We start from the raw sequence: 24,815 nt of genomic DNA on the forward strand, positions 1-24,815 counted from the left end.
CCGGAGTTTGACCGCCGGACAGATGTCGATGATTGCTATCGGCGGCGCGATTGGAACGGGGCTTTTTTTAGGCAGCGGTTTCGCGATCGGTTTCGCCGGGCCGAGCGTGCTGGTGAGCTACGCGATCGGCGCGTTGATCGCGTTGTTGCTGATGGGCGCGCTGGCCGAGATGACCGTTGCGCACCCGACTTCCGGATCGTTTGGCGCGTACGCGGAGTTTTATATCGGGCCGCTCGCGGGATATCTGGTCCGCTACGCGTACTGGTCGGCCGTCGTGTTTGCGGTCGGCACCGAGGTCAGCGCGGTCGCCGTGTTCATGAAGTACTGGTTCGCGAAAGTGCCGGGCTGGTATTGGATCGTTGGTTTTTCCGCCGCGCTGATTGGCGTGAACGCGGCGAGCGTCAAGGTGTACGGCGTGATCGAATACGCGTTTTCGATGCTGAAAATCGTGGCGATCGTTGCGTTTATCTTGCTCGGTGCGGTGTTCGTGTATGGCGCACCGGTGTCGTCAGGCGTCGGGCTGAACAACTTCACGGCGCACGGCGGGTTCTTTCCGCACGGCGTGAAGGGCATGTGGTTCGCGGTCATCGTGTCCATTTTCAGCTACCTGAACATCGAGACGATCGCGGTCGCGGCCGGCGAAGCGCGTGATCCGCAACGCGCCGTGGCCCGGGCATTTCGCTCGACCGTATTCCGGCTGGTGCTCTTCTATCTGCTCACGCTGGCGTTGATGCTCGCGATTGTTCCGTGGACGCAGGCCAGCACCGACGAAAGCCCGTTCGTCAAAGTGATGGCCGCCACGCACGTCCCGTTCGCTGCGGGCGTGATCAACTTCGTGGTGCTGATCGCGGCGCTTTCCGCGATGAACAGCCAGCTCTACATCACCACCCGCATGATGTTCAGCCTGTCGCGGGCCGGTTACGCGCCGGCGCGCTTCGGGCGTCTGAGCGCGAACGGCGTGCCCACCGCCGCGCTGTCTTTGTCGACTAGCGGCATTGCGCTGGCCACCATCCTCACCGCGTTCTGGCCGGCGATGGCGTTCGGCTTGATGATGTCGCTAGCCATTTTCGGCGCGATGTTCGCCTGGCTGATGATTTTCGTCACGCACCTCTTTTTCCGCGCCCGGTACGACGGACCGGCACTGTCTTTCCGGATGGTGCTGCACCCGTTCGGAAGTTTGCTGGGTGCGGGTTTGATGGCCGCGATCATGATTACCACCGCCTTCACGAGCGAATTTCGCATGACGCTCGTCTACGGTCTGGCATTCATGGTCGTTCTCGTCGCCGCCTACCTGCTCTGGTATAGGAAACGCGGGTAAACACCGGCCAGAAACCCCTTTGCATGTCTTTCGTTTCGAAACTAAAATCTTTCGAAACGAAAGTGCAAAGGTGGTGCTGCCCGTGTTGGCCAACAAGAATTCGCTTCATCGGCGTCTGCGTATCGTCGAACTTGTCCGCAAGCGCGGGGAAGTATCGGTTGACGAACTCGCTACGGCGTTTGACGTCTCCAGCGTCACGATCCGCTCGGACCTGAATTACCTGGAGCAGCAGCGCTACCTCATCCGGGCGTTTGGCAAGGCGCGCTACGTCGCTCAACGGCCCGGCGAGAACCTGCTGGCAGCGGTACCTCCGAGCGCGACACGGCAGGCCGCCGATATGGCGATTGCGCGCATGGCGGCGGATTTCATCGATGACCACGCGTCGGCGTTCATTGGCGCAGGTCTGATTACGCACAAGTTGCTGCCGCTGCTTGCCGACCGCGCAAACCTCGCGCTGACGCTTAACGACATCGCGATGGTGCCGACCGTCCAGCGTTTCATGCGCTGCGAATTGCGTCTCACCGGCGGTTCGCTCGATGACGATTCCACCGTGCTGCTTGGGCCGGACGCCGAGCGCTCGTTGTTTGCGATGTCGCTGGATCTGGTGGTGCTGGAGGCGAGCGGTATCGACCGCGAGGGCAATTTGCTGTGCGCCGATCCGCGTCTGGCAAGCGTATTCAAAGCCGCGTTAAAAAACGCCAAACGAATCGTAGTCGTGGCTTACCAGCCGGCGCTGCAAGGTGAGGGCGAGGTTTTCTGCCACGTGAGCCGCCTGGGCGGATTGGTACTCGATGACGCCATTGACCCGCCGACACTCGACCTGATTCTCAAAGCTGGACTGGACGTGCATCGGCGGGAAGAAGGGATTCTTGAATTTCATGGTAAGTAACCCTAAACAATAACTGGAGATAGTCACATGTTTCGTCGTCGTTCACTTCTTGCTGTTCTGGTCACCGCGTTTGCCGCAACTGCAACGGCCGCCCAAGCCGCCGATGTAAAGATTGGCGCATCTCTGCTCACGCAACAACATCCGTTTTACGTCGAACTCGCCAATGCGATGAAGGCTGAAGCGGCGAAGGATCACGCGCAGATCGATATCGCGATTGCGAATCAGGACTTGAGCAAGCAGATTGCCGATGTCCAGGATTTCGTGACGAAGAAGGTCGATGTGATCGTGATCTCGCCGGTGGATTCAAAAGGCGTGAAAGCCGCCGTGCTGACGGCGCAGCGCGCCGGGATTCCGGTGATCACCGTCGATATCAGCGCGCAAGGCGTGGAAGTCGCGTCGCACATTGCCACCGATAACTACGCGGGCGGCCTGCAAGCCGGCGCGTTGATGTGCAAGGTGCTGGGCGGCAAGGGCAAGGTTGGTGTGATCGATTATCCGACGGTTCAATCGGTGATCGACCGCGTGACGGGCTTCAAGAAGGCGCTGGAAGCATGTCCCGATGTGAAGATCGTCGCGATACAACCGGGCATCACGCGCGCCGATGCATTGAGCGCCGCGCAGAACATGCTGCAGGCGAATCCGGATCTCGCGGGCATCTTCGGCTTTGGCGATGACGCTGCAATGGCCGCCGCGGTGGCGGGTAAATCGGCGGGGAATCACGTGAAAGTGATCGGCTTCGACGGCATGCCGGAAGCGCGTGCAGCGGTGGACAAGAACCCGAACTTCGTTGGCGTGATTCGTCAGTACCCGGACAAGATGGGCGCGCTTGCCGTGGACACTGCGGTGAAGGTCGCAGAGAAGCAGCCCGTGCCGAAGCTGCAACCGGTGACGCCGGGTCAGTATCTGAACGCGTCGGTGAAATGAATACGGTTTTAAACCCGCGCCCGATGGTGCCGCTGCTCGAGTTGCGCGGTATCGCGAAATCGTTCGGTCCGGTCGAGGCGATCAAGGACGTCTCGCTCTCGATTTTGCCGGGCCGCGTTCATACGCTGCTCGGCGAGAACGGCGCGGGCAAGTCCACGCTGATGAAGATTCTCGCGGGCGTTCACGCGCCCACGCGTGGCGAGATTTTGCTGAACGGATCGTTGGCTACGTTTGCGAATCCCGGTGAGTCGCAGAAGGCCGGCATCGCGATCATCTATCAGGAACTCAGTCTCGCGAAGAACCTGAGCGTGGCCGAGAACATGTTCGCGGGACACGAGCCGCGGCGTTTTGGCATCGTCGATTTCAAGCGCTTGTATGCACAAGCACAGGCGTTGCTGGATGACCTGGGTATCGATATTGATGCCACTTCGTCCGTCTCGCGACTTTCCATGGCGCAGCGCCAGCTTGTGGAAATTGCCAAGGCGCTGAGCCGCGACGCATCGCTTGTAATCATGGATGAACCTACGTCCTCGCTGAGCGATCGCGAAGCCGAGATTCTTTTTCATATCGTCACGAAGCTGACGGCGACGGGCGCGGCGGTGGTTTATATCTCGCACCGCATGGACGAGATCATGCGTATCTCCGACGACATCTCGGTCATGCGCGATGGTCGCTACATCGCGACATTGCAGAAGGGCGAGACGACCATCGGCGCTTTGATCGCGATGATGGTCGGCCGCGAAATGAGCGATGTGTATCCGCGCCGCGAGACGCCTTATGCATGTCCTTCGTTGCCGTTGCTGAAGGTGAGCAACCTCACACTTCCCGGCCAATTTGAAGACATCAGCTTCGAGATTCACGCGGGAGAAATCCTGGGCTTCTTCGGACTGATCGGCGCGGGACGCTCGGAGGTGATGAAGGCGTTGTTCGGTATCGGCCGGCCAAGCGGCGAAATTACGATGAGCGGCAAGCGGCTGAAGTTGCGCAATCCGGCACATGCCATTCGCGAGGGCATCGCGTTTGTCACGGAAGACCGCAAGCACGAAGGTCTCGTGCTGATGCATTCGATCGCCAACAACGTGACGATGGCGAGTTTCGAAGAGCACGGTTCGCGCTTCGGCATCCTGAACCGCCGCTTCGAACGCGATGAAACCGCGAACGCAATCACGCGCATGAACATCCGTGCATCGGGGCCGTTTCAAGCGGTTGGAAACCTGAGCGGCGGCAATCAGCAGAAAGTGGTGTTCTCGAAATGGCTGGCGTTGAAACCCAAAGTGTTGATCCTCGATGAACCCACGCGCGGCGTTGACGTAGGCGCGAAGTTCGAGATTTATCGCGTGATCCGTGAGTTGGCTTCGACCGGGACCGCGATCATTCTTGTCTCGTCGGAATTGCCGGAAGCACTCGCCATGAGCGATCGCCTTGTCGTGATGCGCGAGAAACGCATCGTCCATGAATTTGATGCGCATGGTCCAACGCAGGAAGACGTGATGTCGTACGCAACAGGAGCCAAAACAGCATGAACCCGACTCAACTCAGCGGCGCCGCGTCCACGCGCCGCTCGCACGCAAGCGGCGCGCTACAACGCGCGGCCCGGCACTACGGCGGTATCGTCGTCGGCCTGATCGTTTTATGCGGATTCTTCTGGGCGCTGTCGCCGAACTTCATGTCGGTGAACAACCTCGTGAACGTGGTGATGCAGGTTTCCATCATCGCGATCCTCGGGTTTGGCATGACCTATGTGCTCCTGCTCGGCGATATCGACCTGTCGGTCGGTGCGACGATGGCGCTCGTCGGCACCGTCTGCGCGTTTGCATTGGAGCATGGCGCGTCGCCGTTCATGGCCGTGATCGCTGCGATGGTTACGGGGCTCGTTTTAGGGGCCGTGAACGGATCGCTGACCGCGTTACTGACGATTCCCTCGTTTATCGTCACGGTCGCCACCATGGGCGTTTTCCGGGGCTTGGCCTACCTCACGTCGAACGGAGTGCCCATTTCCATCGACGATGATCGCTTTGCCTTCCTCGGCAACGGTCTTGTGCTGGGCATTCCGCTGCCGATCTGGATCCTCGCGGTCTTGCTGCTGTTGAATCACTTCGTGCTCTCGCGTACCGTATTCGGACGCAAGGCGTATCTCGCGGGCGGAAACCGCGAGGCGGCGCTGTATTCGGGTATCGATGTAAACAAGCTGCGAATCATGATCTTCATGATCTCGGGCTTGCTCGCAAGTATTGGCGGCGTGCTGATGACCTCGCGGCTTTACTCCGCGCAGCCGAATGCGGGGATCGGCTATGAACTCGATGCCATCGCCGCTGCCGTGCTCGGCGGAACGAGTCTCTCGGGCGGCTATGGAACGATCACCGGGACGCTGATCGGCGCGCTGATTATCGGCGTCATCAACAACGGGATGAACCTGCTCAGCGTTCCGTATTTCTATCAACTCATCGTGAAAGGCATCGTGATCCTGGTCGCGGTGTGTATCGATGTTCAAACGAAGAAACGTCATGCCTAACTCAAACGGTGTTCCCTCCAAGAAGCCCGGCACCATCGTCGCGATGGGCGAGATCCTGGTCGAAATCATGGCCACTAAAATCGGCCAGAGCTTTCGTGAACCGGGGACGCTCATTGGCCCGTTCGCGAGTGGCGCGCCAGCCATTTTCATCGATCAGATCGCGAAGCTCGGCAGTCCGTGCGCGATGATCGGCTGCGTGGGCGACGACGACTTCGGCGTGCTCAACGTCGAGCGCTTGCGCAGCGATGGCGTTGACGTATCCGGTATCGCGGTGCTGAAAGATGCGACCACCGGCAGCGCATTCGTCACGTATCGCGAGGACGGTGATCGCGACTTCATCTACAACATTACGAACAGCGCGTCGGCGCAGTTGTCGGTGGCGAATCTGCGGGACGATCTGCTCGCGAACTGCGGCAATTTCCACGTGATGGGGTCGTCGTTGTTCTCGTTCCGGATTATCGAGGCGATGAAGCAGGCTATCGAAACGGTGAAGAGGAACGGCGGCACGGTGAGTTTCGACCCGAACATCCGCAAGGAAATGCTGCGGATTCCGGAGATGCGCGACGCGCTCGACTTCATCCTCGATTACACCGATGTGTTCCTGCCGAGCGGTCATGAAGTGACCTTGCTGGCGAGCGCGACGTCGGAGCGCGGGGCGATCGATGAACTGCTGAAGCGCGGCGTGAAGGAAGTGATCGTGAAGCGCGGCGCGCAAGGCTGCAGTTACTTCGATGCCAACGGCGAGACGCATCGGCCGGCCTTCAAAGTGCAGGAACTCGATCCGACCGGCGCCGGGGATTGCTTCGGCGCGACGTATATCAGTTGCCGCGCGCAGGGCATGGACGTGGATACATCGCTTAAATATGCATGTGCAAGCGGCGCGCGGGCGGTGGGAGTCAAAGGCCCGATGGAAGGAACGGCAACGTTCGCCGAACTCAATACCTTCCTGCAATCAGCCACGGAGTGAAGTCATGAACTCGATCGTCTCGCGTTTGAGCAATGCACACCCGGCGTCGGTGTGGCTGGCCGGCATCTATTCGATCTGCTCCGCGCACCCGTGGGTGCTGGAAGCAGCCATGCGGCAGGCGCTGGAAGACGAGACGCCCTTGCTGATCGAATCGACATCGAATCAGGTCGATCAGTACGGCGGTTATACGGGTATGAAGCCTGCTGATTTCGTGGACTTCGTTCGTGCGATTGCCGAACGCGTTGGTTTCCCACATGCACATCTGATTCTCGGCGGCGATCACCTTGGGCCGAACGCGTGGCGTCATCTTCCCGCAGAAGAAGCCATGCATCGCGCCGATGCGTTGATCGACGCATATGCGTCGGCGGGCTTCACGAAGATTCACCTCGATACCAGCATGTCCTGCGCCGATGACCCCGAGCGCTTATCCGATGCGGTGGTTGCTGCAAGGGCCGCACGTTTGTGCGCGGTAGCGGAGGCGGCGGTGAAACGCGCGGGTCTCGGCGTGAGTCCTGTGTATGTGATCGGCACGGAAGTACCGGTGCCGGGTGGCGCGGCGGAAGAGCTGGACATCGTTGAGCCAACCTCGCGTGAAGCGGCGATTGAAACGGCCCTGATCCACAAACAAGCGTGGCAAGAACACGGCGTGCAAGCCACGTGGCCGCGCGTGATTGCGCTCGTTGTGCAACCCGGTGTGGAGTTCGATCATACGAAGGTGATCGACTATGAGCCGGCGCGGGCCGAGTCATTGAAGAGCGCGCTGGACGATCTGCCCGGCATGGTCTTCGAGGCGCATTCCACCGATTATCAAACGCCCGAAGCGCTAAGCGCTTTAGTCCGCGACGGTTTTCGCATTCTCAAGGTGGGTCCGGGCGTGACCTTCGCATTGCGCGAGGCGTTGTATGCATTGGCCGACATAGAAACGCAGTTGATCGATGCGCATAAACGATCGAATCTGCGCACGGTCGTTGAGCGCGTGATGCTGAGCAAACCGGGTTACTGGGAAAAGTATTATCACGGCGATGCTGAGCAGCAACGCGTGTTACGCACCTATAGTTATAGCGACCGCGTGCGTTATTACTGGGCCGACACGGAGATAGGCGCAGCGGCGCAAACGTTGCTGGATAACCTGAGCGCTTTGAAGATTCCGGAGAATTTGCTCAGCCAGTTCTTGCCTGAGCAGTATTGGGCGGTGCGCCGCGGGCAGCTGAAAAACGAGCCGCTCGCGCTCGTGCAGGATCGCGTGCGGCAGGTTATCCGAACATACGCGGCGGCGTGCCGCGCTTGATTTCTTCGAACCAGCTCAGTGCTTGCCCGTGCTGCCGAAACCGCCGGCGCCACGCTCGCTCTGGGCGAAGTCATCGACAATATTGAACGTTGCCTGAACCACCGGCACGATCACCAGTTGCGCAAGGCGTTCAAGCGGGTTCAGCGTGAACGCCGTCGCGCCGCGATTCCACGTCGAGATCATCAACTGGCCTTGATAATCCGAGTCGATCAAACCGACCAGATTCCCCAGCACCACGCCATGCTTATGACCCAAGCCTGAGCGCGGCAGAATCAGCGCCGCATAATCCGGATCTTCGATATGAATCGCGAGTCCCGTAGGCACCAGAGTCGTCTGGCCGGGTTCGAGCGTGATGGGTTCATCGAGGCACGCACGCAGATCGAGTCCGGCGCTGCCAGTCGTGGCGTAGGCGGGCAGATAGTCGCGCATGCGCGCATCGAGGATCTTGATGTCGAGTTTCATGGGTTCTGTTTGTTGAGTTCGAATGCTTCGGCCAGCAATTCATACGAGCGCATGCGCGCCGGGTAACTTCCTGCAACCGTCAGCACGATCAGTTCGTCGGCGTCGAAGCGTTGTTGAAGTTCATGCAATTGTTCGGTCACGCGTTCTGGCGTGCCGATGATGCTGCGATTTTTTTCCCGCGCAATCACGCTCAGTTCGCGTTCGCCAAATGCCTGACCCGCACCTTGAGCAATCGATGGAATCGGCATGTTGAGGCCGTACGCCATTTGCACACGACGTAAATCAACCGCGCGTTCCAGTGCGGCGGCTTCTGCTTCGGTATCGGCGCAAATGACGAACACGGCGGCCGCGAGATAAGGCTTCGAGTCGTTGCGCGATACAAACCGGTCGCGATACGCCTCCGCCACCCTGTGTCCATATTGCGCATTAATAAAATGCGCGAACGCGAAACGAATGCCGAGCTGCGCGGCGAGCAGGCCGCCGAAATCGCTGGAACCTAGCATCCATAACTCGGGGCGCGTGGCGATTTCCGGCTGCAATAGCACGCCGTGCGCGAGATGATCTTCGGGCAGCGTGCCGTCGAACAGGCCGACGAGTTCGCCCACTTGCTGCGGGAAAATATCGCCGCGATTGTAGTCGCCGGCGGCCACTGCTTGCGCTGTGCGCATGTCGCCGCCGGGCGCACGGCCAACGCCCAGGTCCACTCGGTTCGGAAACAGCGCTTCGAGCATCAGGAATTGTTCTGCGACCTTGAACGAGCTGTAGTAGGGCAGCATGACGCCACCCGAACCGATCCGGATGCGCTGGGTAATGCTGCCGATTCGCGCGAGCAATACCTCAGGACATGGATTCGATACCCCGCGCAAACCGTGATGCTCGGCGCACCAGTAACGCGTGTAGCCGAGGTCATCGGCGAGGCGCGCGAGATCGAGCGTGGCCGCGATAGCATCAGCGGTGCTATGGCCGTGAATGACCGGCGTTTGATCGAGTACGGAGAGTTTCGTCGTCATGGTCCTGGCAACAGCAATGGGCTAAACCGGCAGGCTAAGACAGCAGTGAACCGCCACGCGGCGCCCGCTTCGCGATCTCGGCGATCAACAAGCGCGCCAGCAGTTTTTTATCGGCGCGCGGCAGGCGCGTGATACCCGATGCTTCGAACAGCACGACTTCGTTGTCGTCGAGGCCGAAGGTCAGCGGCCCGAGATTGCCGATCAGCAACGGCACGTTCTTGCGCGCGCGTTTCTCTTCGCCGTGCACTTCGAGATCGCCGCTTTCCGCCGCGAAACCGACGCAATACGGCGGGTTAGGCAAACGCGCGACGGTCGCGAGGATGTCCGGGTTTTCGACGAACGTGAAGGTGGGCATCGGCTGATTGGCGGTCTTCTTGATCTTGTGCTCGCTGAGGTGCTCAACGCGCCAATCCGCGACCGCCGCTACTGCAATAAAGATGTCCGCATCTGGCGTGGCGTGCAACACCGCGTCGTGCATTTGCTGCGCGGTCTGCACATCTTCGCGATACACACCCCAAGGCGTTTCCAGCGCAACCGGGCCGGCCACGAGATGCACGTCGGCACCGGCCTGAGCCGCCGCGCGTGCGAGCGCGAAACCCATTTTGCCGGATGATCGATTAGTAATGCCACGCACCGGATCGAGCGGTTCGAAGGTCGGACCGGCCGTAATCAACACGCGATGTCCTTGCAAAATCTTCGGCTGAAAGAATGCACAGATTGCTTCGAATGTCGCCGATGGTTCCAGCATCCGGCCATCGCCCACTTCACCGCACGCCTGCGCGCCGGAATCGGGTCCAAGCACTTGCACGCCGTCCCCGCGGAGTTGCGCAACGTTGCGTTGAGTCGCCGGGTTTTGCCACATCTGGCGGTTCATTGCGGGCACGACAAGCAACGGGCAATCGCGCGCGACGCACAGCGTGGAGAGCAGATCGTCGCAATTGCCATGCGCGAGCTTGGCGATAAAGTCGGTGGAAGCGGGCGCGATCACGATTGCATCGGCTTCACGCGACAAATCGATATGCGCCATGTTGTTGGCAATCCGCGCGTCCCATTGCGATGTGTACACGGGACGGCCGGACAGCGCCTGCATGGTCACAGGCGTGATGAATTGCGTGGCGGCGTCGGTCATGACGATCTGCACGGTCGCGCCGGCTTTCACCAGCAGACGCGTGAGTTCGGCGATCTTGTAGCACGCGATACCGCCTGACAGCCCAAGTACGAGATGCTTTCCTGCGAGTTCTGCGTTGTCCAATCCCGCCTCCATCGTCATGCTTTACCGTGCGAAGAAACTTACTTTGCCCCGCGCACGCGCCGCAATTCATCGAACACGAGCAGTACGGCGCCGATGGTGATCGCGCTGTCGGCGAGATTAAACGCCGGCCAGTGCCACGTATTGACGTGAAAATCCAGAAAGTCGATCACATGGCCATACGCAATCCGGTCGATCACGTTGCCGATTGCTCCGCCCATGATCAGCGCCAGCGCCGTGCAGAACAGCCGTTGCGTGCCGTGCCGTTTCAGCAAATAGCAGATCACGATAGCCGCGACCACGCCGAGCGCGGTGAAACCCCAACGCTGCCAGCCGCCGGCGGTGGCGAGAAAGCTGAACGCCGCGCCGCGGTTGTAGATCAGGAACAGGTTGAAGAACGGCGTGAGCGCGTGCGGTTCGCCGTAAGCGAATACGCGGGCGACGGCGATCTTCGACAACTGGTCGAAGAGAATCACGATCAACGCCACGCCCAACCACGGCGCGAGTGACCCGCTGCTTTGTTTCGACATCGTTCTTGCCATTATGCTGCGCTCCGCGATTCGCCGTTGCCGAAGAGATTGGTGATGCATCGGCCGCACAATCCAGGATGTTCCGCCGATGCCCCCACGTCCGCACAGTAATGCCAGCAGCGTTCGCATTTCAGATACGTCGATGCAATCACATCGACGCCTTCTTCCGCTTCGCTCGCCACCTTCACCACCCGCGCCGCCGATGTGATCAGCACGAAGCTGAGGTCATCGCCGAGACTGGTCAACGCATTGAACCGCGCGCCGCTCGCCCGTACGTCCACTTCGGCCTGCAGCGACGAACCGATCAGGTTAGCCGTGCGCGCTTCTTCCAGCGCCTTCGTGACGTCGCTGCGCGCCGAGCGGATCAGCGTCCACTTGTCGAGCAATTCGCCGGCCTCGGGCACTTGCGGATAGGTGTGATACACCTCGGTGAAAATGGTATCGCGGCCAGGTTGCAGCACCTTGTACGCTTCTTCCGCCGTGAACGACAGATACGGCGCGACCAGCCGCAACAAACCGTGCGCAATGTGATGCAACACCGTCTGCGCCGCGCGGCGTTCGCGCGAATCGGGCTTCATGGTGTAGAGCCGATCCTTCAGCACGTCCAGATAGAAACCGCCGAGGTCTTCCGAGCAGAACGTCGCGAGCTTCGATACAACCGGATGGAACTCGAATTTCTCGTAGTGCGCGAGCACATCGTCTTGCAAGTTCTGCGCGAGGGCGACGGCGTATTTATCGATCTCGAGCCAGTCTTCCACCGGACGCGCATCTTTCTCGAAGTCGAAATCGGAGAGATTGGACAAGAGGAAACGCAACGTATTGCGAATCCGCCGATACGTCTCCGTCACGCGTTTCAAGATCTCTTCCGAGATCGCGAGTTCGCCCGAATAATCCGTCGATGCAATCCACAACCGGATGATTTCCGCGCCCAGCCGGTTCGACACTTCATGCGGATCGACGCCGTTACCGAGCGACTTAGACATCTTGCGGCCTTCGCCATCGACGGTGAAGCCGTGCGTGAGCAGCGCGTTGTACGGCGGGCGGCCGTCGAGCATGGACGCGGTAAGCAGCGACGAATGGAACCATCCGCGATGCTGGTCCGAGCCTTCCAGATACAAATCCGCCGGGAATTGCAGCGAATCCTTGTGCGAGCCGCGCAGCACGTGCCAATGCGTCGTGCCTGAGTCGAACCACACGTCGAGCGTGTCGCGATTCTTCTCGTACATGTTGGCTTCATTGCCGAGCAGTTCCGCCGGATCGAGCGTTTGCCACGCTTCAATACCGCTCACTTCCACGCGCTTGGCCACTTCTTCGAGCAGTTCCAGCGTACGCGGATGCAGTTCGCCGGTTTCCTTGTGGACGAAGAATGCCATCGGCACGCCCCATTGACGTTGCCGCGACAGCGTCCAGTCAGGCCGGTTCGCGATCATGCTGTACAGGCGCTGCTTGCCCCATGCCGGGAAGAACGCCGTGTTCTCGATCCCTTCCAGTGCCGTCTCACGTAGCGTGCGCGACGTATCGTTGGGCTTCACGTCCATGCCGGCGAACCACTGCGATGTCGCGCGATAGATGATCGGCGTCTTGTGGCGCCAGCAGTGCATGTAGCTGTGCTTGTACTTCTCGGTTTTCAGCAGCGAATGTGCGCCGCGCAAGGCTTCCACGATCTGGTCATTCGCTTCCCAGATCGATAGTCCGCCGAACAACGGCAACGATTCGATATACCGCCCGTCGCCCATGACCGGGTTGATGATGTCCGAGTCCGTCATGCCATGCGCCTTGCATGACACGAAGTCTTCCACACCATATGCCGGCGACGAATGCACGATCCCCGTGCCGCTCTCGGTCGTCACGTACTCGCCCAGATACACAGGCGCCGTGCGTTTATAGCCGGGGTGGGCCGCGCTTAACGGATGATGAAAGCGCAGGCCGCTCAACTTCTCGCCCGTCGTGGTCGCGATGGTCGAACCCGTGAGGTCGTACTGCTTCAGGCATTCTTCTACGCGATCTTCGGCCAGGATCAGCAAGCCCTTTTCGGTATCGACGAGGCTATAGACGATCTCCGGATGCACATTGAGCGCCTGGTTCGCGGGGATGGTCCACGGCGTGGTCGTCCAGATTACGACGCCACCTTCCTGCTTAGGCAACGCGTTCAGGCCGAACGCCTGCGCGGTCTTTTCCGGCTCGGCAAAAGCGAACAGCACGTCGATGGTCGGATCGACCTTGTCCTGATACTCGACTTCGGCTTCAGCCAGCGCCGAACCGCAATCGAAACACCAGTTCACCGGCTTCAGCCCGCGATACACATAACCCTTCTCGAGGATCTTCCCCAACGCGCGGATTTCGCCCGCTTCGTTGGTGAAATTCATCGTCTTGTACGGATTGTCCCAGTCGCCGAGCACACCAAGGCGCCGGAAGCCGAGCTTCTGCTTTTCGATCTGCGCGCTCGCGTAGGTGCGCGCTTTTTCCATCACTTCGCGTGCCGGCAGCGACTTGCCGAACTGCTTCTCGATCTGGATTTCGATCGGCATGCCGTGGCAATCCCAACCGGGGACATAGACCGCGTCGAAGCCCGCCAGATTGCGCGCCTTCACGATCATGTCCTTCAGGATCTTGTTCACCGCGTGGCCGAGGTGGATGTCGCCGTTCGCATACGGCGGGCCGTCGTGCAGGATGAACTTCTTGCGACCCTTGCTGGCGGCGCGGATTTTTTCGTAGATCTTGTTGTCCTGCCATTCCTTGACCCATTGCGGCTCGCGCTTGGGCAAGTCACCCCGCATGGGGAACGGCGTATCCAGCAGATTGACCGGATATTTCGACTGGGGCTTGGCGTCTTTCTTGTTGCTCATGGATGACTCGATATCTATTCGATGAAGCGGCGGTGAGGCGGCGGTTCCAAGCGGGCAAGCTCGGGAACGGGCTCGAAGATGCGTATTTAGCGAGGCAGCGGGCAGCGCGTCGGGGGCGTTATTGGCAATCTAAGCTCCCGGCGCCACGCGCTCACCTAATTCGATCGGTGGCCGAGATGGCGAAACCGCTGTCGCGGCCACTTGAGTTCACGTCTGCAGCGAAATACGCGCGGGCGTTGGTCACGTCGCGCGCGATGGCTGCCGTCAGGGTTTCGAGGTCCACGTATTTTTCCTCGTCGCGCAGTTTTTTCAGGAATTCGATACGTACGAGCTTGCCGTACGCGTCGCCATGCCAGTCGAGCACGAAGGTTTCAAGCAGCACGCGGCCGGAGTCGTCCACGGTTGGGCGCAGTCCGAGGCTCGCCACGGCGGGCAGCGGGTCGGGTCCAAGCCCATGCACGCGCACGACGAAGATGCCTGCGAGCGCCGGCCGCTTGTGGGCGATCGGCATGTTGAGCGTGGGAAAGCCGAGATCGCGGCCGAGCTTTTGCCCGTGGACCACGTGGCCGCTGATCACGTAGGGGCGGCCGAGTGCGACGCGGGCGGCGTCCAGATCACCGGCTACCAGCGACGCCCGCACGCCCGAACTCGAAATGCGTGCGCCGTTAAGGTCCGCGACCGTTGCCATTTGTTCGACTTCGAAGCCGTGTTTGCGTCCGGCTACTTGCAGCGATTCGAAATCGCCGGCACGTTTGGCGCCGTAGCGGAAGTCGTCGCCGATCATGACCCAGCGCGCGTGCAGGCCGTTCACGATCACGTTTTCGACGAACGTATCGGGCGGCTGGCTGGCGAAGGTGTGATTGAAATGTTCGACCACGACGCGATCCACGCCGTTTGTGCGCAGCGCTTCGAGTTTGTCGCGCAGCATGGCGATGCGGGGCGGTGCGCCGGCGGGATTGAAGAATTCGCGGGGATGCGGCTCGAAGGTCATCACGCAGACCGGCAGTCCGCGGGCGTCCGCGGCGGCGCGCACGTGGGCGAGCAGCGCCTGATGGCCTCGGTGGACACCGTCGAAATTGCCGATGGTCAGCGCACAGGGCGCGCGGCTTTCGGCATTGGGTAGGCCGCGAAAGACTCTCACGATATCGGTTGGGTCGGCGGTTGGCGGTTAAATGGGCAGGGGCACTGCCAGTTGGGGCACTGCGCGTGCAGCGCGAAGCCGCAAAGCGTTCGATTATAAACGTTCAGGGGCGGTGGGGGTTTCGTTCGTACTTGGTCGGGCGGGGTTTTGGGGCTGGAGCGGTTGAGGGGCGGTTTTTTGGGGGGCGGGGTGTTCGGGTCTGGGGTTAGCGGTCAGGGGTCAGTGCCGGGTTGGTGCTTTCGGCCGTGGTGGTCTGCGAGAGTCGGATTTTCTCTTTATCACTATTAGCCACTGTGCGTGGCGGCACGTCATTTCTTTGTCCAAAGCGACAAAGAAACGAAGCAAAGAAAACGCTTTCAAACCACGCTACCCTAAGTGTCCACAGCGTGCAGTTTTGATTCATAGGTGCCCCAAAAGCACGGTGCTCGCCAGAGCCACGGATGTGTGAACCCCTCCTTCTCGCGAATCCTGACACGAACACGCTTCGCCCCGTACGCTCTCGGGCAAGCACCATTGCCAAGGAACCACTACGGCCTCACGCGTCTTTTCGGTTTCATTTTTTGGTGCGGTGGCTACGTGGTCTGAACAGTCGTTTCCGCCAGCAATGGCATCTCGCGTATTGGTACTTCATTTCTTGGCGGGTTAACTGCGTGGACTACTCGCTTATTTTCGCCGACTACGGACTCACGCATTTTCGCGGCCTCGTTTCCAGCAGGGTTGGCGACGTGGTTCGAGGCGCGTGCACATTTGGTGGTTGGTTGTCCGCGGATAGCGCGGGGTGCTCCTTGGGCAGGTTCAATCACTGGTGGCGAAGCGTGTGGGTATCGGTGTTCGGAGAAGGAGGGGTTCACACATCCTCCGCTCTGGCGAGCACCGTGCTTTTGGGGCACCCATGAATGAAAACTGCACGCTGTGGACACTTAGGGTAGAGCGGTTAAAGCGCTTTCTTTGCTTCGTTTCTTTGTCGCTTTGGACAAAGAAATGACGTGCCGCCACGCACAGTGGCTAATAGTGATAAAGAAAAAATCCGACTCTCGCAGACCACTAAGGCCGAAAGCACCAACCCGGCATAGACTCCGACCACTAACCCCAGAACCAACCACCCCGCCCCCCCAAACCCCGACCAAGTGCGAACGACCATCCCCGACCAAGTGCGAACGCCGATCCCCGAACGATCTGCCCGGCCCTCCTTGAATGATAAAATCCGCGGATGAAAAAAATCGTCATCCTGATTTCCGGGCGGGGAACCAATATGGAAACCGTCGTGCGGGCTTGCGCGCGCGACGGCTGGCAGGCGTTGGTGGCCGCCGTCATATCGAATCGCCCAGACGCCGCCGGGCTTGCGTTCGCGGCGGAGAATGGCATTCCGGCAACTGTTGTGGATCACCGTGATTTCACCACGCGCGAAACCTTCGATCAGGCGCTTGCACGCGTAATCGACGGCTTCGAGCCAGATCTCGTCATGCTCGCAGGCTTCATGCGCGTACTGACCGACGCCTTCGTAGAACGCTACGCAGGGCGCATGATCAATATTCACCCGTCGCTGCTGCCGTGCTTTCCAGGGCTCAAAACCCACCAGCAAGCACTCGATGCTGGCGTGCGCGTGCATGGCGCAAGCGTCCATTTTGTCACGCCGACGCTGGATCACGGACCCATCGTCGCGCAAGCGGCGGTGCCGGTCATGGCCGGCGACGACGCCGCCACACTCGCTGCGCGGGTGCTGGCTGTCGAACACATTATTTACCCACGCGCGGTGCGCTGGTTCGTCGAAGGGCGTCTTGCCATCGACGGCGAGCGTGTCGTGCTCACGCCACCAGAGCCGCAATGGCTCTTTGCCGACATTGCCGGGGAGGGCGTATGAGGCTTCATGGATTTTTGATAGGACAAACAGAGACGTTGCTGGCAGACGTTCTACGCTTCAGCGGCCCCGCCGACGCGGCTACCAGCCGCTTTTTCCGCGCGCATCCGAAGCTCGGCCACAACGAACGCGGTGTGATCGCCGAAGCGGTGTTCGCTGTCCTGCGCCGCAAGATGGAATTTTCGCATCTCGCCGAAAGCGGCAGCGGCAACCTCGCGCGGCGTCTCGCCTTGCTGGGCTTGATGCAGACGGCGGGGTTATCGGCGGTAAAGCCCTTCATTTCCGCCGATGAATACCAGTGGCTCAACCAGGTATCGAAGATCGATCCGGGCAGCTTGCCGGTGCGGGTGCGGACCAATTTGCCGCAATGGATCTACGACGCCATGACGAAGCGCTTCGATACCGAAGAGCTCGCCTTGCTCGCCGCCGCGCTGAACTACCCGGCGCCGCTCGATCTGCGCGCGAACCCGATCAAGGCGACGCGTGAACTGGTCATCAAGACGCTGACCGAAGCCGGTATCGATGCAGGCGAAATGCCGTATGCCCCGTTTGGCGTGCGTGTGGACGGCAAGCCGGCGTTGACGCGCCTGCAACCGTTCCAGGATGGCTGGATCGAGGTGCAGGACGAAGGCAGCCAGCTTTTGTGCTCGCTGGTTGCACCCCGGCGCGGCGAGATGATCGTCGATTTCTGCGCGGGCGCGGGCGGCAAGACGCTGGCGCTCGGTGCAATGATGCGTTCCACGGGCCGTCTCTACGCCTTCGACGTGTCCGACCGCCGGCTTGCCAAACTCAAGCCACGCCTGGCTCGCAGCGGTTTGTCGAATGTAAATCCGGTCCTGATCGACAGCGAGCACGACGCCAAGATCAAGCGCCTGGCCGGCAAGATCGACCGGGTTTTGGTCGACGCGCCGTGTTCCGGCCTCGGCACGTTGCGCCGTAATCCGGACCTGAAATGGCGCCAGTCGCCGGAATCGGTGGCGGAATTGACGCCGAAGCAGTTGTCCATCCTGACCAGCGCGGCGCGGCTGGTAAAAGTGGGCGGCCGTCTCGTCTACGCAACATGCAGCATGCTGGAAGCGGAAAACGAGGGCGTGGTCAACCAGTTCCTGGCAACGCATCCGGGCTTCAAGCTGGTTCCGGCGCGCGAGGTGCTGGCTGAACAACGCATTGACCTCGACACGGGCGACTACCTGCAACTTTGGCCGCACAAGCACGGCACGGACGGCTTCTTCGCTGCCGTACTTGAACGGTTGCCAGTTGCCGCGAAGGAAGCTCTAGTTGAAGAAGCAGCAGAGGAATAAGTAATATTTGCTCGGTTTGGCCGGCGGAATCGGGAAGCGATCCCCGGCCAAAGCTTTCAAAAGCGGGAAATTCGTGTTTACCGCACTAAACAGCAACGCGATTTAGCGGTCAAATTTCCTGTTGACCCTGCGCGAAATCAAAATTTTCCCTAATCGACACAAAGACTTGGAACGCATGACGTAAAATGCCGTCGAACCACGTGCATAATCCTTTCATGCACCCAACAGCCGTCGATTCGGTTTTCGTTCGGCTATTTTTTCCGCCTTTCAGGTAAATTGCCTTGCTGAATTCATCGCTTCAGTTTCTCGCCAACGGATTGCTCGACCTTTCGTGGTGGCAGATCTTGCTGTTCACGCTCGTGATGACGCACATCACGATCATCGGTGTGACCGTCTATTTGCATCGTTGCCAGGCGCACCGCGCGCTGGAACTGCATCCGGTCGTCAGCCACTTTTTCCGCTTCTGGCTTTGGGCCACCACCGGCATGCTGACCGGACAATGGGCGGCAATCCATCGCAAGCATCACGCTAAATGCGAGACCGAAGAAGATCCGCATAGCCCGCAAACGCGCGGCATCTGGAAAGTCTTGCTTGAAGGCGCTGAACTTTATCGTTCGGAAGCCAAGAACGAAGAAACCATGCGCAAGTTCGGTCACGGCACGCCGAATGACTGGATGGAACGCAACGTCTACACGCGCTACCCCATTCTCGGCATCAGCATCATGATGGTCATCGACATTGCACTGTTCGGCTTTGTCGGACTGACGGTCTGGGCCGTGCAGATGATCTGGATTCCGTTCTGGGCAGCGGGCGTAGTCAACGGACTCGCGCATTGGTGGGGTTACCGGAACTTCAATTCGGCGGACGCCAGCACGAACATCTTCCCGCTCGGCATCCTGATCGGCGGTGAGGAACTGCACAACAATCACCACACGTATGCAACGTCGGCCAAGCTGTCGAACAAGTGGTACGAATTCGATATCGGCTGGATGTATATCCGCATCATGTCGGCGTTTAAGCTGGCCAAGGTCAAGAAGATCGCGCCTACGCCGCGTCTGTCGGCTTCCAAGCCGGTGCTCGATCACGACACGCTGCAAGCCGTGCTGTCGAATCGCTATGAAGTGATGGCGCGTTATGGCAAGGCAATGAAGCGTGCGTATCGGCAGGAATTGTCGAAGCTGAAAGAAGGCGGCTCCGCCGACAAATATCAACTGATGCGTGGCGCTCGCAAGTGGGCGCACAAGGAAGAGGCGGGTCTGGACGAGCCGCAACGCCAGCAGTTGCCGGCGCTGTTCTCGGACAACCACAAGCTGCGCACCTACATTGAATTGCGTCAGGATCTGGCCGCCATGTGGGACCGTTCCAATGCGTCGCGCGAACAACTGCTCGCGCAATTGCAGGACTGGTGTCACCGGGCGGAACAGAGCGGCATCAAGGCGCTGCAGGACTTCGCGTCACGGCTGCGACGCTACGCCTGACGGCAGCAACCGCGCCGACCTTCGTCATCGATATCCGTTAAAATTTCATGACGTCACAAGACCCCGCTCTGGCGGGGTTTTGTCGTTTTGGGGCCTGGTTTTCACGACGGATTCACGGCGTATTCACGAGACACGGAGACGAGGAAGCGATGGAGCAGGCGATTAAAAGCGTCGAGTACGACCGGCCGCAGGGACTGACATGCGGCATCGGGCAGGCGTGGGCGAAAGTGCCGGACGCCCCGTCGCGCGAGGAAAAGCGCGAGTTGAAGGAGCGCATCCGCGCGTTGCTCGTGCGCGAGAAAGCGGTGTTGGTCGCGCATTATTATGTCGATGCCGAGTTGCAGGAACTCGCCGATGAAACCGGTGGCTGCGTAGCGGATTCGCTGGAAATGGCGCGTTTCGGGCGCGATCACGCGGCGCAGACGCTGATTGTCGCCGGTGTTCGTTTCATGGGCGAGACCGCGAAAATCCTCAGCCCCGAAAAACGCGTGCTGATGCCCGATCTCGACGCCACGTGTTCCCTCGACCTGGGTTGTCCCGCCGGCGAATTCTCCGCTTTCTGCGATGCCCATCCCGACCGCACGGTCGTGGTGTACGCAAACACCAGCGCTGCGGTGAAAGCGCGGGCGGACTGGATGGTGACATCGTCGATCGGGCTGGAGATCGTTGCTGATCTGCATGCGCGCGGTGAAAAGATCCTCTGGGCGCCCGACCGGCATCTGGGCGGTTATATCCAGAAGAAAACCGGTGCCGACATGCTGTCGTGGCAAGGTTCGTGTCTTGTCCACGATGAGTTCAAAGGCATCGAACTCGATCTGCTGCGCGCCGAGTATCCCGATGCAAAAATCCTCGTTCATCCGGAATCGCCGGAAGCGGTGGTGGCGTTGGCTGACGTGGTGGGTTCAACCACGCAGTTGATCGACGCGGCGGTGAGGCTTGAGGCGAAGCGGTTTATCGTCGCGACGGATCTTGGAATCCTGCACAAGATGCGGCTTGCGGCGCCGGACAAGGAGTTCATCGAAGCGCCAACGGCCGGGAACAGCGCAACCTGCAAGAGTTGCGCGCATTGTCCGTGGATGGCAATAAACGGCCTGACGAATCTGGCGGCCGTATTGGAACGCGGCCACAACGAAATTTTCGTTGATTCCCAGATCGCGGTTCGCGCACGGTTGCCGATCGACCGCATGCTCGATTTCGCTGCCCGTCACAAGAAGCGCGTCCAGGCAAGCGGTGATCTCGCGAAGGATGTTTCGTTGTTTTCAAACGTAGGAGCGGCGTGATGGCGGCGAGTCAGTTGGTTTCTCCCTTGCTTGAAGAAATCCGGGCCTTGTACGGCGCTGCGTTCGATCAGGCGCTTCAGCGCAATGTCACCGATGCACTGACAGAAGATATCGGCGACGGAGACCGGACCGGGCTTCTCGTGCCTGCCAACGTGCAGCGTACGGCACGCGTCACGGTCCGCGAGGAAGCGGTGTTGTGCGGCGTCCCTTGGTTCGAAGCGGTGATGCGCCGGGTGGATGAATCGATTCGTGTGGAATGGCTGTATCGCGAAGGGGCGCGAATGAGCGCCAATACGCCCGTGGTTTTGCTGCACGGGCCGGCGCGCGCGCTGTTGACGGCCGAGCGTAATGGACTGAATTTCCTGCAGATGTTGTCGGGGGTGGCGACCGCGACGCGTCGTTATGTTGATGCAATTGAAGGGACGCGGGCGCGGATTCTCGACACGCGCAAGACCTTGCCGGGTTTGCGCCTGGCGCAGAAGTACGCGGTGCGGGTGGGCGGCGGCGCGAACCAGCGGCTGGCGCTTTACGACGGCATTCTGATCAAGGAAAACCACATTGCCGCGGCGGGCGGCGTGGGTGCGGCGATGGATGCGGCGCTCGCGTTGAATGTCGGCGTGCCGATTCAGATTGAAGTGGAGACGCTCGAACAGCTTGAAACGGCGCTGGCGCATCGGGCGGAATCGATCCTGCTCGATAATTTCGCCTTCGATGCCATGCGCGATGCCGTGCGGCTGACCGCCGGCCGGGCGGTGCTGGAAGTGTCCGGCGGTGTGAACTTCGATACCGTGAGGACGATTGCCGAGACTGGCGTGGACCGAATTTCCATCGGCGCGCTGACCAAGGACGTGCGGGCCACGGATTATTCGATGCGGCTTGAATAGGGGCGTGATGCCCGGTTGCTGTTTTCAGGCTGGGTGGAAGAGCCTGAAAGCAGCAATCCCGGACCGGCTCCGACCACTGCGCTCAAAATCAATCCGCCACAGCTCACCGCCGACCGATCAGCAATTAGCCGGCATTTTTCTCCCATTGTGTCTAGACAACTTCAATAAACCTTAAAACAAATCGAACGACCGCCCGTCAAATTCTCCGCATCAACCGTAGTAAAGCCTCCGTAAGCCTTATCCATCAAGCTCCTCAGTATTTTCCCTAACTTCCCCTGCTCAGGCGAAAAAAACGTTGCCAGTCCTTTTTGTTCACTCCATGCTTGTATATACAAGTTGGCGTTCGCCACTTGATCCAACAACCTTCGTGGAAGAGTGGCTTAACAATGACAGGCAAAACGAAATTGCTCGCCCGGCTGGCTGCATCGGTGGCCGTTGGTGTAATCGCTCTCGGCGCTGCGAGCGCCCAGGCAAGAGACTGGAAATCCGTCACGATCGCTACCGAAGGCGCGTACGAACCGTGGAACCTGACGCTTCCCGGCGGCAAGCTCGGCGGCTTTGAGCCGGAACTGATCGAGAACGTCTGCGCCCGCATCAAGATCCAGTGCAACCTGGTCACGCAAGACTGGGACGGCATGATCGCCGGCCTGCAAGCAGGCAAGTTCGACGTGCTCATGGACGCGATTTCGGTCACGCCGGAACGCGAGAAAATCATCGCTTTCTCGACGCCGTACGCATCGACGCCCGCCGCTTTCGTGTCCGCCGATCAAAGCCCGTCCGCGCTCGCGAAGCAACCCGGTGCAGGCCAGACCGTCAAGCTGACCGGTGACGCCGCGCACGACAAAGCCACCGTCGATGCACTGCGCGTCGCGCTGAAGGGCAAGACCATCGGCATCCAGTCGGGCACGGTCTACACCAAGTTCATCGATACGAACTTCAAGGACGTCGCGACCATTCGCGAATACAAGACCGCGCCGGAGCATGACCTCGATCTGGTAGCCGGCCGCATCGACGTGGCTTTCGACGACAGCACCTACTGGGCGTCGGCATTCACCAAGCCGGAAAACAAGGGTCTCGCGTTCACCGGCCCGAAGATCGCCGGAACGGTCTGGGGTCCCGGCGAAGCGCTGGCATTCCGTCAATCCGACAAGGACCTGAAGGCTAAATTCGACCAGGGCATCCAGGCGGCACTCGCCGACGGCACGGTCAAGCGCCTCTCGCTGAAGTGGTTGAAGGTCGACGCGACGCCTTGAGGCGCTGCTGATTCACGAAGCCTGGCGAGCGCGCCGCGATAACCCGGCGCGCTCGACGATGTGTCACCGTTGGAGATAAAAGATGAGTCTGGTTCAACTACTCGGTTTCGGCGAGCAAGGATGGGGCAGCACCTTGCTGCTCGCGCTGCTCATGACCGTGGTGCTGACGATCGCCGCGCTCGCCGTAGGCGCAGTTTTCGGCGCGATGGTCGCCGCCGCAAAACTGTCTCGCAGCCGCACGCTGAGAATTCTCGGCGATGCCTACACCACGCTCTTTCGCGGCATCCCCGAGCTGCTGATCATCTATCTCTTCTACTTCGGCGGCTCGTCGGTGATGACCGCCGTCGGTCACTTTTTTGGTGCTGACGGGTTCATCGGCGTGCCGCCTTTCATGGTCGGTGCACTTGCCATTGGCCTGATTTCCGGATCGTATCAAGCTGAGGTGTATCGCTCGGCCGTGCTGGCGGTATCGCGTGGAGAGATCGAGGCAGCGCGGGCCATCGGCATGCCGACGGCAACGTTATGGCGACGCGTGCTGATTCCGCAAGTCATCCGTTTTGCGCTGCCGGGTATCGGCAACGTCTGGCAATTGAGCCTCAAGGATTCAGCGTTGATCGCCGTGACGGGACTCGCCGAACTGATGCGTACGAGCCAGGTCGCCGCCGGATCGACGCATCAATACTTCACGTTTTATATGGTCGGCGGGGCGTTGTACCTGGTCCTCACTAGCCTGTCGAACCGCGTCTTCGACCGCGCCGAAGCACGTATCGGCCGATCATTTCGCGGCACGCTCGCGCGCCACTGAGCCACCCATACGAATCCCTAGCGAATCCGACCATGAATATCGATTTCGAATTTCTCGGCGATACGTTCTCCAAACTATTAGCCGCTGTCCCCGCCACGCTCGGGTTGTTCTTCGCCTCGCTGATCGTGGGCGGGATGCTTTCTCTTGTGATCGTTGCGATGCGGGTGAGCCCGAACTGGGCGCTCAACCGTTTTGCGCGGGGCTATATCCTGGTGTTCCGCGGCTCGCCGCTATTGATCCAGATGTTCCTCGTGTATTACGGCCTGGGTCAGTTCCCGGCTGTGCGCGAGAGCTTCCTCTGGCCGTTGCTGCATGTACCGTATGTGTGTGCGATCGTCTCGCTCGCGTTGTGCACGGCTGGATATACCGCCGAGATTATTCGCGGCGGTTTGCAGTCGGTGCCCCACGGGCAGATTGAAGCGGCACTCGCGTGCGGCATGTCGCGCTGGACCGTGTTGCGCCGGATCATCGCGCCGATCACGCTGCGTTACGCACTGCCGGCGTACTCGACCGAAGCCGTATTGCTCGTCAAGTCGACGGCGCTGGCCAGTCTTGTCACGGTCTGGGACGTGACGGGCGTTGCGCAGCAGATCATCCAGCGCACCTACCGGACGATGGAGGTTTTTATCTGCGCGGCCGCTATCTATCTCGTGCTGAATTTCATCATCGTGCGGGCGCTGGGCATGCTCGAAAAGAAGCTCTCACCGCATCTGCGCGATCGCAACGCTACGGTGCCGAAGAAGCAGCGTTCACAGGCCACGCTCAAAGCGGCGACCGTCCCCGACAGCCAACACATCGATTCCTGAATCCAAGGGAGAAA

Annotated in this window: 21 protein-coding genes; 15 read left to right on the forward strand and 6 right to left on the reverse strand. The window is 60.1% G+C overall.

Going from position 1 to position 24,815, the window contains the following annotated elements; translation table 11 throughout:
- Positions 1-22: 22 nt before the first annotated feature.
- From ACSQ36_RS03370 to ACSQ36_RS03400, 7 genes are all read left to right on the forward strand, one after another.
- The gene (locus tag ACSQ36_RS03370; RefSeq protein WP_436183075.1) at positions 23-1,318 is read left to right on the forward strand and encodes an amino acid permease; all 1,296 of its coding nucleotides are present in this window, start codon (positions 23-25) and stop codon (positions 1,316-1,318) included.
- A gap of 82 nt (positions 1,319-1,400) precedes the next feature.
- Positions 1,401-2,207 (forward strand): DeoR/GlpR family DNA-binding transcription regulator, encoded by an 807-nt coding sequence (locus ACSQ36_RS03375; protein WP_436180902.1) that lies wholly within the window; start codon positions 1,401-1,403, stop codon positions 2,205-2,207.
- A 27-nt stretch (positions 2,208-2,234) separates the two neighbouring features.
- Positions 2,235-3,131, forward strand: a complete 897-nt coding sequence (locus ACSQ36_RS03380) for a substrate-binding domain-containing protein (protein WP_213762338.1) — start codon at positions 2,235-2,237, stop codon at positions 3,129-3,131.
- Entirely contained in the window at positions 3,128-4,654 is a 1,527-nt protein-coding gene (locus ACSQ36_RS03385) for a sugar ABC transporter ATP-binding protein (protein WP_436180903.1), read from the forward strand. Before ACSQ36_RS03380 ends, ACSQ36_RS03385 begins: the two co-directional genes overlap by 4 nt.
- Positions 4,651-5,643, forward strand: coding sequence for an ABC transporter permease (locus tag ACSQ36_RS03390; protein ID WP_436180904.1), 993 nt, complete (start codon positions 4,651-4,653; stop codon positions 5,641-5,643). The genes ACSQ36_RS03385 and ACSQ36_RS03390 overlap by 4 nt, the downstream gene beginning before the upstream one ends.
- Entirely contained in the window at positions 5,636-6,610 is a 975-nt protein-coding gene (locus tag ACSQ36_RS03395) for a tagatose kinase (RefSeq protein ID WP_436180905.1), read from the forward strand. Before ACSQ36_RS03390 ends, ACSQ36_RS03395 begins: the two co-directional genes overlap by 8 nt.
- A gap of 4 nt (positions 6,611-6,614) precedes the next feature.
- Positions 6,615-7,898 (forward strand): D-tagatose-bisphosphate aldolase, class II, non-catalytic subunit, encoded by a 1,284-nt coding sequence (locus tag ACSQ36_RS03400; protein ID WP_436180906.1) that lies wholly within the window; start codon positions 6,615-6,617, stop codon positions 7,896-7,898.
- Positions 7,899-7,913: 15 nt separating this feature from the next.
- Here the strand turns inward: ACSQ36_RS03400 and dut are convergent, their stop codons facing one another.
- The 6 genes from dut to ACSQ36_RS03430 all read right to left on the reverse strand — a co-directional run bounded on the left by dut (position 7,914) and on the right by ACSQ36_RS03430 (position 15,136).
- Entirely contained in the window at positions 7,914-8,360 is a 447-nt protein-coding gene (gene dut, locus ACSQ36_RS03405; protein ID WP_213762342.1) for a dUTP diphosphatase, read from the reverse strand.
- Positions 8,357-9,370 carry an LLM class flavin-dependent oxidoreductase gene (locus ACSQ36_RS03410; protein ID WP_436180907.1) on the reverse strand — a complete coding sequence of 338 codons (1,014 nt, stop codon included), beginning with the start codon at positions 9,368-9,370 and terminating at the stop codon, positions 8,357-8,359. Before ACSQ36_RS03410 ends, dut begins: the two co-directional genes overlap by 4 nt.
- A gap of 34 nt (positions 9,371-9,404) precedes the next feature.
- Positions 9,405-10,622, reverse strand: coding sequence for a bifunctional phosphopantothenoylcysteine decarboxylase/phosphopantothenate--cysteine ligase CoaBC (coaBC, locus tag ACSQ36_RS03415; RefSeq protein ID WP_436180908.1), 1,218 nt, complete (start codon positions 10,620-10,622; stop codon positions 9,405-9,407).
- A 38-nt stretch (positions 10,623-10,660) separates the two neighbouring features.
- Positions 10,661-11,161: a signal peptidase II gene (lspA, locus tag ACSQ36_RS03420; RefSeq protein WP_436180909.1), complete on the reverse strand. Its 501-nt coding sequence runs from the start codon at positions 11,159-11,161 to the stop codon at positions 10,661-10,663.
- Positions 11,161-13,995, reverse strand: a complete 2,835-nt coding sequence (gene ileS, locus ACSQ36_RS03425; RefSeq protein ID WP_436180910.1) for an isoleucine--tRNA ligase — start codon at positions 13,993-13,995, stop codon at positions 11,161-11,163. The genes lspA and ileS overlap by 1 nt, the downstream gene beginning before the upstream one ends.
- A 151-nt stretch (positions 13,996-14,146) precedes the next feature.
- Positions 14,147-15,136 carry a bifunctional riboflavin kinase/FAD synthetase gene (locus tag ACSQ36_RS03430; protein WP_436180911.1) on the reverse strand — a complete coding sequence of 330 codons (990 nt, stop codon included), beginning with the start codon at positions 15,134-15,136 and terminating at the stop codon, positions 14,147-14,149.
- Between the two features lie 1,210 nt (positions 15,137-16,346).
- Between ACSQ36_RS03430 and purN the strand changes: the two genes are divergently transcribed.
- From purN to ACSQ36_RS03470, 8 genes are all read left to right on the forward strand, one after another.
- Positions 16,347-16,997, forward strand: a complete 651-nt coding sequence (gene purN / locus ACSQ36_RS03435; protein ID WP_436180912.1) for a phosphoribosylglycinamide formyltransferase — start codon at positions 16,347-16,349, stop codon at positions 16,995-16,997.
- Positions 16,994-18,295 carry an RsmB/NOP family class I SAM-dependent RNA methyltransferase gene (locus ACSQ36_RS03440; RefSeq protein ID WP_436180913.1) on the forward strand — a complete coding sequence of 434 codons (1,302 nt, stop codon included), beginning with the start codon at positions 16,994-16,996 and terminating at the stop codon, positions 18,293-18,295. Before purN ends, ACSQ36_RS03440 begins: the two co-directional genes overlap by 4 nt.
- Before the next feature lie 281 nt (positions 18,296-18,576).
- Positions 18,577-19,773: a DesA family fatty acid desaturase gene (locus ACSQ36_RS03445; RefSeq protein WP_213762349.1), complete on the forward strand. Its 1,197-nt coding sequence runs from the start codon at positions 18,577-18,579 to the stop codon at positions 19,771-19,773.
- Positions 19,774-19,922: 149 nt separating this feature from the next.
- The gene (gene nadA / locus ACSQ36_RS03450; protein ID WP_436180914.1) at positions 19,923-21,053 is read left to right on the forward strand and encodes a quinolinate synthase NadA; all 1,131 of its coding nucleotides are present in this window, start codon (positions 19,923-19,925) and stop codon (positions 21,051-21,053) included.
- Positions 21,053-21,937 (forward strand): carboxylating nicotinate-nucleotide diphosphorylase, encoded by an 885-nt coding sequence (gene nadC / locus ACSQ36_RS03455; protein ID WP_436180915.1) that lies wholly within the window; start codon positions 21,053-21,055, stop codon positions 21,935-21,937. The genes nadA and nadC overlap by 1 nt, the downstream gene beginning before the upstream one ends.
- Before the next feature lie 386 nt (positions 21,938-22,323).
- A complete protein-coding gene (locus tag ACSQ36_RS03460) occupies positions 22,324-23,190 on the forward strand; it encodes a transporter substrate-binding domain-containing protein (protein ID WP_436180916.1) in 867 nt (288 codons plus the stop codon).
- An 82-nt stretch (positions 23,191-23,272) separates the two neighbouring features.
- Positions 23,273-23,995 carry an ABC transporter permease gene (locus ACSQ36_RS03465; RefSeq protein WP_213762353.1) on the forward strand — a complete coding sequence of 241 codons (723 nt, stop codon included), beginning with the start codon at positions 23,273-23,275 and terminating at the stop codon, positions 23,993-23,995.
- Between the two features lie 32 nt (positions 23,996-24,027).
- Positions 24,028-24,801, forward strand: a complete 774-nt coding sequence (locus ACSQ36_RS03470; protein ID WP_436180917.1) for an ABC transporter permease — start codon at positions 24,028-24,030, stop codon at positions 24,799-24,801.
- Positions 24,802-24,815 lie beyond the last annotated feature (14 nt).

Origin of the sequence: Caballeronia sp. LjRoot34 (genome assembly GCF_964253815.1) — a bacterium.
Taxonomy (GTDB): domain Bacteria; phylum Pseudomonadota; class Gammaproteobacteria; order Burkholderiales; family Burkholderiaceae; genus Caballeronia.